Source organism: Paenibacillus andongensis, from assembly GCF_025369935.1.
Classification (GTDB): Bacteria; Bacillota; Bacilli; order Paenibacillales; family NBRC-103111; genus Paenibacillus_E; species Paenibacillus_E andongensis.
This window is the reverse complement of record NZ_CP104467.1, coordinates 5850037-5859727: the sequence shown is the minus strand read 5'-3', so window position 1 is coordinate 5859727 and position 9691 is coordinate 5850037. Positions and strand designations below refer to the sequence as shown.

The following is a 9691-nucleotide window of genomic DNA, read 5'->3' as shown; positions in this document are numbered from 1 at the left end:
TCCCTTTTTTGCTATAAATCAACAGTTGTGCATGAAAATGCATCACAAACGATTCTTCTCCTGCTGTCGGAACTTGCCTGGTGGCAGCTTCTTTTCTTCCATAAAGGTACGAGAAAAATAATGGACAGAAGAAAAGCCGGTCACTTCGGCAATTTCTTTAATGGAAAGCTCGCTTGTCAGAAGCAGGTGGGCTGCTTGGCGTATGCGTTCACTTCGAATGAAGTCTGTAAAAGTCTCATGTATGCCCTCTGAGAACAAGCGTGATAGATGACGTTCGGAGACGTTGAGGTAGCCAGCGATATGTCCAAGTTGAAGAGGCTGGGATAAGTTATCGCGGATATAAAGCTTGGCACGCTGCAGCAGAATATGTGTATTTTTACGGTGAAAATAAGGTTTCGTCATATCTTTTCCGAATAATGCCAGAAAGGAAACTAGCAGCGCGTAGGCAAGCGAGGGAATCGCAGCAGGCGGCAGGCTCCCCTTCCCTTCTTGAATCAAGAGTGACTTCCACAAATGGGCAGTTGGGTGATTGTCGGCTTCATGAATGCAAACCTCGGCATGTTCAGCTAGATCGCTGAAGGCTTCACGCATCGTATCGTCGCTCAGTGTTTCATCTAATTCGAATGCAACATAAACAATAAATAAGCCATTTTTCGTACGAATTTGATGATTAATCCCCGGTCTCGAACAAAAGTGTGTACCTGCTCTGAGTGAATAGACAACACCTTTTTCCGTATACTCACCCTCACCACCCAAGATATAACAAACCTCAAAGAAAGAATGCTTATGGGGCTGATTATCAAACAGGCAAGGGTTAATTCCCCAATATTGAATTTTGAAGCAAGCGGCTGGTCCATGAATGACGTTCAGGACATCATTAAGCATGGAATCAGTTTCTTTACATAGATACATAGGCTTCATCCTTTATATTGAAATGTCCTTATTCTGCAAAAAGGTGTCCGCTGGAGAAAAAGACAAAATGCCATTCGTTTTCCTATAATTATAAATAAGAAAGCGATTAAATATCAACGAGATAAATGGAGGAATGGCCTGTGATCGAACAAAAAGAGGTAGAATTTTATAAAGAAAATGGGTATTTACTCGTTAAGGGAGTTTTCAATCAACAGGAAGTTGAAGAAATGAGACAAGGCGTAGAGGGGATCATTAGCCGTGCTGCACAATCAAAGGCTGATCATAATTCACAATGGCAGGGGGACTTTCTTCCAGCAGCGGAGCTGAAAAAGCTTGTCTTAAAAGGCTTTCATGATGTGCATTATCACGATGCCGCATTTATGCGAGCTGTGATTCATCCGAATATGGCTGCTGTGCTGACGCAGATTATTGGTCCTAACGTGCAGCTGCACCATTCCAAAATGCTCGTTAAACCGCCAGAAAATGGCGCTGCTTTCCCGATGCATCAAGATTACCCTTATTTTCCGCACGAAAAACACACCATGCTAGCTGCAAGTGTGCATCTGGATCATGCCGATGAGGAGAACGGCTGCCTGCGTGTCATCCCAGGATCGCATCGCACCGGCTCCTTGCCGCATGTTGGCTCCCATTATTTGAATCATAAGGAATATCCGATTAAAGAGGGGACGCCTTGCGTGGCTGAAGCGGGCGATGTTCTGTTCTTCAATTACTTGACCATTCACGGATCAGAGTCGAATAAGAGCTCTAGAACAAGAAGGAATGTATTGTTCCAATACCGCGATGCCAGTGATTTTCCGACCGAAAATACGCATTTTGACTGGGGAATGGGCCTGATGGTTAGCGGGAAAAATCCGAATTTCACGAAGGTGAAACCTGATTTTAAAATTATCTAATAGAAGGAAGCCGGAGGCGCCCTAGGGTGGCTCTTTTTTTCTCATTACTTCTGTTTGGAATCTGCTTTCGGTTCAAAATTCATACAGGGCTTGCCTGAAGAAGAAAGTACACGAAGACTGGGCAATTTCTGTGTTTTGAAGCCGTATGCTTTGCAGCCTCTAGGGAAATTGGCATCCCAAGTCATGTAGAAATGTTGGCATTTCATGCAGTTGATACGTTGTAATTCCGTCATATCTGTCCCTCTTATTTTAAGATAAAACTATTATAACCTATTAAAATGACGAATTTAAATAGGATTGGATCTGTCGACAAGAAGAGGCAAACCTCTCACAGCCATTAGGTTAGTATTAACCATGATGGAAGTCATTGTGAGGAGGGAATGGGAGTTGAAAACGTTTGATGTCATCCTAATCGGGAGTGGCCACAATGCATTAATTACGGCTGCCTATTTAACACGCGCTGGGAGGAGCGTACTCGTTCTGGAGAAAAATGATCGTCCAGGCGGTTTCCTGCGTACGGAAGAGCTTACTTTACCGGGCTTTAAGCATGATGTCTATGCTGCGGCACACCCTCTTCTATTGACAGGCCCTGCCTATGCGGATCTTGGTGAAGCTCTTGTGGCTCGCGGATTACGTTACTTAAACACGGACCTGCCAACTGGAGTCTCCATGGAGGATGGGCAAACGGCTGTATTCTCACGATCATTTGAGTCGTTAATTGCAGAGGCAGAACGTCTTGCTCCTGGAGATGGAGCTGCTTTAGCGGCCATGTTCGAGGCATTTAATCCTTATGCAGGGGATGTTTTTGCTCTATTCAATTTGGATCTATCACGCTCCAAAGCCTCAGCTATCATCGAGAAACTTTTACATAATAAGGGAAGTAAAGGATACTCCGAATTTGCGGCATCCATCTTCTCGACCGCGCGTAATACTGTAAGTTCCTTTCAATCACCTGTACTCCGGGCTATGCTGGCGCCGTGGGTATCTCATCTTGGGCGTACGCCTGATGAAGTTGGCAGCGGGATTTGGGTACCTCTCACAGCAATGGCATTAATGGGTGGGGGAATGCCGATTCCCGAAGGTGGAAGTGAAAAACTTGCTCAAGCACTTGCCAAGCTCATTCAGGATCAAGGTGGTATCATTCTCACGGAACAGGAAGCGGAACGAATTGTAGTGAAAAATGGACGTGCAGTTGGTGTGCGGACTTCGAAGGGGGAGGAATTTCGGGCGAAGCAAGCCGTCGTTGCCTCAACAAGTCCAGATCGGCTATACCTCTCACTTTTGGCTGAGGCTGAGATTAGTCCTCCGCTGCGCGAACAAGCGAGGCGGTTCCGCTATGGCAGGGGCTGTGTGCAGATCCATCTCGCTCTGAGTGAACCGCCGCAATGGCCAGATGCTCGATTTGCCAGGATCGGTCAGCCGCATTTAACGGATGGGCTCGATGGATTCACGCAGGCCATAGCACAGGGTATGGCGGATTTGCTTCCAGCCAAGCCGACTTTTACTGTCGATTGTTCCACCAATCTGGATCCATTACGAGCGCCTGAAGGAAAGGCAATCATGCGTATTCAGGTGCTCGAGGTACCTTGCCGTCCTCGCGGCGATGCCGCTGCTCTTATCGATGTTGGGGATGGCAGTTGGACACCGGAGCTAACAGAGCGTTTCACTGAGCGAGTACTTTCGATTGTAGGCAAGCATATCCCTAATATTCCTAGTGCCATTATTGGCCATGCCGTTGTTACGCCAGACACGATTGCCAGATTCAATCCTAATTCTGGTCCAGGTGATCCGTATGGCGGGGCCCATGATTTGGCGCAAAGCTACCTGTTTCGTCCCCTACCAGGGCAGCCGAGTCATCAAACTGAAATTCCGAACGTATATATGTTGGGTGCGGCAACTTGGCCAGGACACGGGATCAATGGAGGCTCGGGGTATATCGTCGCCCAAAAGCTGCTGAAATAAAGAGGAATGGCGGAATGTCCTGGGGCTATTCCGCTTTTCTGGTTTCTGCGGTACGATAGGTGGTGGTAAATATAGTAAGTATAGGGGGAAATAACGTGTATTGGACGCGTAGGGATTTAAAAAACAGAGCCAAAAACGTTCTGCGGACATCGTATTGGAAAGCATTTCTGGTTAGTTTGGTATTGGCTGTAGTTAGTGGCGGGGTATCAAGCTGCTCATTTAATTCGGGTGGAAGTACTTCGATGAGTCTTCCTGGGCTTAGTGGCGGGATGGGCGATGTCTCCGATGGAGCGGGTCTTGCTATTATCCTTATCTTTGCTTTCTTGGCAGTCGTGATTGGACTAGTGGCGTTAGCTTTTAATATCTTCGTTGTGTCTCCGCTAACAGTGAGCGTACAGCAATATTTTAAACAGGCTGCACAAGATGATGTAAACATGAACTATCTCGTTTATTCGTTTACAAAAGGCAATTACTTAGCAATTGTTAAAGGTATGTTTTGGAGCGGCTTACTTAATTTTTTATGGTTTTTGCTGCTCTTTATTCCAGGTATCGTGAAGTCGTATGCATACAGCATGACGCCTTATATTTTAGCGGATAATCCAGGGATTGGGATGAAGAGAGCTGTTGATCTAAGCAATCAAATGACACGCGGGCAAAAGTGGAAAATGTTTGTGTTGGATCTTTCCTTTATAGGTTGGTTTCTTCTAGGAACGATAGCACTGGGAATAGGTGTTTTATTCGTACTGCCTTACTATAACTCAACCAAAGCGGAGCTTTACTTGGTTCTTCGTAGGCAGGCGTTGCATGATGGGTTAAGCAGCAGTGCAGAGTTGAATTTGCCTTATGTTTAGCTTGTGAGGGAAATTGCAAGAAGGAGCCTGTCGAAGAATGATCGATAGGCTCTTTTTTATGTCACAAAAATGTTTTGGGTCCTGGGGTATCGAATGTTCCCCTGTTTATCATCTTTAGCTACAAATTGTAAATAGTGCAACAATTTCTGCCCAGATCCCGCCTTACATTCAAGAAGTATATGCCTGGGACCGAAATCAGGGTTCCAAAGAGCTGCTGAGCGATAATCGTATTCGTAATAAATCCATTGGAGCAAATACAATGGATTTCATGCTATTCGTGAAAACATCATTCCATTGGACATTATGCAATGGTATTCTCCTCCTAGCCTTCTATTGAGGCAGCACGACCTTATTCATTTAACCAAACGTCTGTTTATTTGTTTGCATTCCTTCGTTAGCACTACGCCGGTTTCAAAATACCCAGCAATTCAGGTAATGTAGCGATCTCATAACTTGGGCGATTGTCAATCGGCGCTGTTCGGTTATGATGATTGATCCAAACGTTCCGCATGCCAACGCCTAACGCACCTTTAATATCTGTATCTAAATTATCGCCAACCATGATGGTTTCTTCCACGGTGGTACCAAGGAGACTCAGAGCATGCTCAAAAATAGTCGGATCAGGTTTCCCTTTGCCGAAGGAGCCGGATATAAGAATATGATCAAAGTAAGCTGCTAAGCCAGGAATACTGTCTACTTTTTCTTGCTGCAAGTCAGGAGCGCCGTTCGTCATTAGCAGCAGCTGATAATTGTGATGCAGAGCATTCAAGACCTCGAAAGTAGTCTCATACACCAAGGGACGCTCTCTTCGCTCACGAGCAAATCGCTCGGCAAGCACTTTGCCTAATTGGGGATCATCGATTCCCAATGTACGTAAGCCTTGCATCCACGATTCCTTCTGATAGATGGGGGCGAACTGTTCCAGCTCCAGAAAGGATGGATGCCCTTTCGAATCGAAGCGTCCCCAGAGTGCTTCCAAGTGAGTAACCTCAATCATTTTGGCAAATTCATAACAGGCCATGGTACGAAAAAGGTGTTCAGATGACTCGCGAACTGCAATTTCAAGTGCTGCAGGATCCACATTGACGGACTCGGAAGCTGCGCGGCATGTTTCTTGAAATGCTTCATGTATACTTTGTTCATCCCACAATAACGTATTGTCTAAATCAAAAATAATCGCTTTGATAGGTTTCATTATCCATAATCCTCCCCTATGTCCTATACATAATTTGCTTCATAAATAAAAGGAAGTCAACCGTAATCTTCATTAATGACGGAACAACGACTCTGCATATGATTGATTATTTGCTGAATAAAAAGAACCTTACCGTTCTAACCACTTCAATTCCTGCCTTGTACTTATTGATTGACTATAAAAACAAAGAGTTGTACTCGGGCGACATCTATTTGCTTGGAGGCAAGGTGAATTCCATGCATTCTCGGGTTACCGGTTCACTGGCTGAGAAGATGGTGGAAAACTTTTATGCGGATAAAGCTTTCCTCTCTGTTGACGGTTGAGAAAGGCATAACAGGCTTCGATGAAGAGAAAGGTCAATTGACTAGGCAATTCATTAAAAATGCCAAGCAAAGTATTGTTCTGTCCGATCAATCGAAGTTTGGTCTCGTGCAATTTTATAAAATTGCTGACTTAATAGAGATTGATATTATTATGAGTGACGCCGCTGCGCCAAAAGAATAGGAAGATTATTTAGTCAAAAAAGATGTGACTTGGATCGCAGCTCAATAAAGTTAATAAGAAGAACCTGGCAGTTTGGAGGCCGCTGAAAAAGTAAAGTTTATAGAGAAAAAATTTAGGACGTATAAATATGACTCCCGGAATACGAAACGAGCACTAGAAGCGATTCTAGAGGCTCGTTTTTTTCTGTTTTATTGGTATTAAAAAAGTGGGCTATTTCAATGGCATCGCGGTTTGCCGGGTTCTTTTTTTCAGCATCGGTTTGAAGACCGCGCCATTTGGCGTGTAAATTGTTGCAGTATTTACAACATGGTTCATCGCTGGAGCCTATTTGACTAACCAAGAATATACTCATACATATACATCTTTTCAACATCGAGGAGACCATTTAAAATTAATAACAAAAAACGAAAACTGTCACTTGATTTTTGTTTATTCAGGAGTTATAGTAGGTTCATAATAAAGAAAAAATAAATCTAACTATCAAAGGAGTTTTTTAGAATGAGAATCAATCCTAAATATCGTCAACTTACTTTTGTATCCTTGATGTCATTGATTATGACGTTCATCATGTCTGGAATTATGACTTACGTACTTGAAGGAGGCTATATTCCACATTTTGTTAATGACTGGATGAAAGATTGGGGAGTCGCTTTTGTGATCGCATTCGGACTAAACCTTTTCTTACCTGCCCAAATCCGTAAATTTGCGAATAGATTCAGAAAAGCTCAAATTGTCTATATTTTTGTAATAACGCTCATTATGACATTTATCCTCTCCTTTGCTTTAACGGCTTTTGCCATGAATGGTATCGTTCCATATTTCGTGAGTCATTGGACGGGCGCGTGGCGCATAGCTCTCATCATCGTTTTCGTATTAAACTTCTTTTTACCAAAGTTCGTGGGCAAACTTGTCAGTAAACTAATGGTTCAACAACCTGCATGACAGTAAACAAAATGAAATAGTGAGAAGCAAAAAGCACTTTGGATCAGGAAAATTCCTGGTTCATTGTGCTTTTTTGTATTTGCGCGTCCGACCGAATACAGCGTCCGAGACGATGAAATTCATCGCTAAAGAGTGGGGATCGCGTGGAATCAGCGCCATAGCGATGGAAAACATGATTAAAGTCCGAGATTCAGCACGAAGATCCAACTACGCCACTTGGAAAGAGCAGAAGGTTATAATTTGTAATCAAAAAGAAATATGTTTTTCATCTTGGCTTAATGAAACAAGCTTATAATAAAACTCGACCCCCTTTAAAATATATATACCTTAAGACCCACGGCCCGTTGCTGTGGGTCTCTTTTTGTACCTGGCAGGGCTTCGACTAGCGGGAGAGAGTCCTGAGTGGTGATTCATAATGTGAGAGATCGCTGGGAAAGTAGTTGGTAGTTGTATGTCATATCCTATTATCCTGTCTATATTATATAATACGGGTATAAAGACAAATTTGAGGAGATGGTGAGTTTGTCCATGCAGGTGCCAATGGCACAATCGAAGAAGAATATCGGAAATTTCAAGCATACGATCACCATGTTGATGGGGTTATGGCTTATCGTTGGTTTGTTTATCGACGGATTTGCTCATAACCACGGTGCAGTTGAAACTTTTTTTACGCCTTGGCATGCCATTTTGTATTCGGGATATCTGGCCTGTGCCGTGTGGATTTTTAATTTGACTTATCAGAACAAATCTAGAGCCAGTCACGCATCTTGGGTGCAGGCGATCCCGAGCGGTTACAAGCTTGGTGTGGCAGGTGTGATTATCTTTTTCATAGGCGGTCTTGGTGATATGTACTGGCATACGGTGTTTGGTATTGAGAAAAATATCGCTGCGCTGCTGAGCCCAACCCATTTGATTTTATTGACGGGTGCACTTATGATCCTGACCAGTCCATATCGTGCGATTAGCCACGCTGAAGATGAGGGTTCACCGACGTTCCGCCAATTGCTGCCTGCTTTGACCTCGATTGCATTAACCTTTGCTGTCATGGCCTTCTTTCTCATGTATGCTTGGTCATTTCGTCAAAATCTATGGATGGCAAGGGAAGAAGATGCGGTCGCAAGAGCAGTTGTGGATTTCCTGATTACAACGATGCTGTTAGTCTTACCTGTCATGCTGGTTTTAAGGAGATGGAAGCTCCCATTCGGTACCGTCACTTATTTCTTTGTTTTCCAGGCGGTGCTCATGGCGGTACTTGATGGCTTTTCTAATTACGGATCTATTGTGATTTTACTGATTAGCGGGTTTGCTGCTGATTTGATGCTTAGGTCCATTAAACAGAGGGAAGCAAGCGATTGGCGATATAAGGTTGTTTTCTTTCTTATTCCTGTTTTAATTTGGGGCTTATATTTTGCTGATTTGAGCATTTTTCATACATTGGATTGGGCGCCGGAGCTTTGGGGAGGAACGATGTTCATCTGTGGGCTTTGTTCACTGGGGTTAAGTATTCTCGCGGCTCCAATTGTGCATAGAAAAAACCGATGAAAGCAACCGTAACTGTCCTTATCGGTATGACACTCTTTCTAACTGCTTGCGGTACGCAAAGCGTAAAACATGACATGATGGGGATGCCGATGACGCCAACATCTCCTTCAACACATATCCACGGTCAGGATGCGATTGCTCATTTTTCAGTGGCGTCAAAACAATATTTGCCTAATGAAGATGCATCTGTGACGATTCTCATCCAAAATAAATGGAATAAACCGATTGATCAATTCGACATCATGCATGAAAAGCTGCTGCATTTGATCGTTGTCAGTAAGGATCTTTCCTATTTTGACCATCTTCATCCCGAATACGTAGGTGGAGGTCGCTTTGAAATCAAGACAAAGTTCCCGGCAGGTGGCCATTATCAGCTGATCGCCGATTTTACGCCGCAAGGCATGGGCGAGACGATTCAAACCCACTGGTTAACGATTAACGGGCAGCAAAAGAAAGAAGAAAAGCTTCTACCTGATACGAATCTTACGAAAAGGGTCGGCGATAAAGAAGTAACGCTTTCCTTCGACCATTTGATGGCTGGTATGGATTTAAAAATGAACTTTGCCATTAAAAGCGCTGAAACGAAAGAGCCTGTAACTGATTTGCAGCCTTATCTAGGCAGTCTAGGTCATGTTGTGGCTATAAGTTCAGATGCTAAGGAATTCGTCCATGTGCATCCGAATGATTCAAAAACTTTTGGACCCGATGCAGCTTTCACCATCCACTTCCCCAAAAGTGGTATCTACAAAATCTGGGGTCAATTTCAGCATCGTAATGAAGTGTTCATCGTTCCCTTTATCATAAAAGTATAATTTGTAATCAAAAAGAAATATGTTATTCATCTGGGCTTAATGAAACAAGCTTATAAT

General features: G+C 43.6%; 9 protein-coding genes and 1 pseudogene. 7 read left to right on the top strand and 3 right to left on the bottom strand.

What is annotated here, in order from left to right; translation table 11 throughout:
* Positions 1-42: 42 nt before the first annotated feature.
* Positions 43-885: an AraC family transcriptional regulator gene (locus tag NYR53_RS26275; RefSeq protein ID WP_261302057.1), complete on the bottom strand. Its 843-nt coding sequence runs from the start codon at positions 883-885 to the stop codon at positions 43-45.
* A 167-nt stretch (positions 886-1052) separates the two neighbouring features.
* Here NYR53_RS26275 and NYR53_RS26270 point away from each other — a divergent pair, with 167 nt between their 5' ends.
* Positions 1053-1826, top strand: coding sequence for a phytanoyl-CoA dioxygenase family protein (locus tag NYR53_RS26270; RefSeq protein ID WP_261302056.1), 774 nt, complete (start codon positions 1053-1055; stop codon positions 1824-1826).
* Between the two features lie 44 nt (positions 1827-1870).
* Here the strand turns inward: NYR53_RS26270 and NYR53_RS26265 are convergent, their stop codons facing one another.
* Complete coding sequence (locus tag NYR53_RS26265; protein WP_261302055.1) at positions 1871-2059, bottom strand: uracil-DNA glycosylase; 189 nt, start codon at positions 2057-2059, stop codon at positions 1871-1873.
* A gap of 154 nt (positions 2060-2213) precedes the next feature.
* Between NYR53_RS26265 and NYR53_RS26260 the strand changes: the two genes are divergently transcribed.
* Complete coding sequence (locus NYR53_RS26260) at positions 2214-3788, top strand: phytoene desaturase family protein (protein ID WP_261302054.1); 1575 nt, start codon at positions 2214-2216, stop codon at positions 3786-3788.
* Positions 3789-3883: 95 nt separating this feature from the next.
* Entirely contained in the window at positions 3884-4639 is a 756-nt protein-coding gene (locus NYR53_RS26255; protein ID WP_261302053.1) for a DUF975 family protein, read from the top strand.
* Between the two features lie 400 nt (positions 4640-5039).
* Here the strand turns inward: NYR53_RS26255 and NYR53_RS26250 are convergent, their stop codons facing one another.
* Entirely contained in the window at positions 5040-5834 is a 795-nt protein-coding gene (locus NYR53_RS26250; RefSeq protein ID WP_261302052.1) for an HAD family hydrolase, read from the bottom strand.
* Positions 5835-5932: 98 nt separating this feature from the next.
* On the opposite strand from NYR53_RS26250, the pseudogene NYR53_RS26245 reads away from it, so the two are divergent.
* The 4 genes and pseudogenes from NYR53_RS26245 (at position 5933) to NYR53_RS26230 (ending at position 9634) form a co-directional block, all read left to right on the top strand.
* Positions 5933-6338: pseudogene (locus tag NYR53_RS26245) on the top strand (DeoR/GlpR family DNA-binding transcription regulator).
* Between the two features lie 498 nt (positions 6339-6836).
* A complete protein-coding gene (locus tag NYR53_RS26240) occupies positions 6837-7280 on the top strand; it encodes a DUF2798 domain-containing protein (RefSeq protein WP_261302051.1) in 444 nt (147 codons plus the stop codon).
* Positions 7281-7802: 522 nt separating this feature from the next.
* Positions 7803-8822, top strand: a complete 1020-nt coding sequence (locus NYR53_RS26235) for a hypothetical protein (protein WP_261302050.1) — start codon at positions 7803-7805, stop codon at positions 8820-8822.
* Positions 8819-9634: a DUF8832 domain-containing protein gene (locus NYR53_RS26230; RefSeq protein ID WP_261302049.1), complete on the top strand. Its 816-nt coding sequence runs from the start codon at positions 8819-8821 to the stop codon at positions 9632-9634. The genes NYR53_RS26235 and NYR53_RS26230 overlap by 4 nt, the downstream gene beginning before the upstream one ends.
* The last annotated feature ends 57 nt before the right edge of the window (positions 9635-9691 follow it).

Bases quoted from the DNA above. Each gene is read 5' to 3' on its own strand.
- NYR53_RS26275 (WP_261302057.1), bottom strand. From the start codon at position 885: ATGCTTAATGATGTCCTGAACGTCATTCATGGACCAGCCGCTTGCTTC.
- NYR53_RS26265 (WP_261302055.1), bottom strand. From the start codon at position 2,059: ATGACGGAATTACAACGTATCAACTGCATGAAATGCCAACATTTCTAC.
- NYR53_RS26250 (WP_261302052.1), bottom strand. From the start codon at position 5,834: ATGAAACCTATCAAAGCGATTATTTTTGATTTAGACAATACGTTATTG.
- NYR53_RS26240 (WP_261302051.1), top strand. From the start codon at position 6,837: ATGAGAATCAATCCTAAATATCGTCAACTTACTTTTGTATCCTTGATG.
- NYR53_RS26230 (WP_261302049.1), top strand. From the start codon at position 8,819: ATGAAAGCAACCGTAACTGTCCTTATCGGTATGACACTCTTTCTAACT.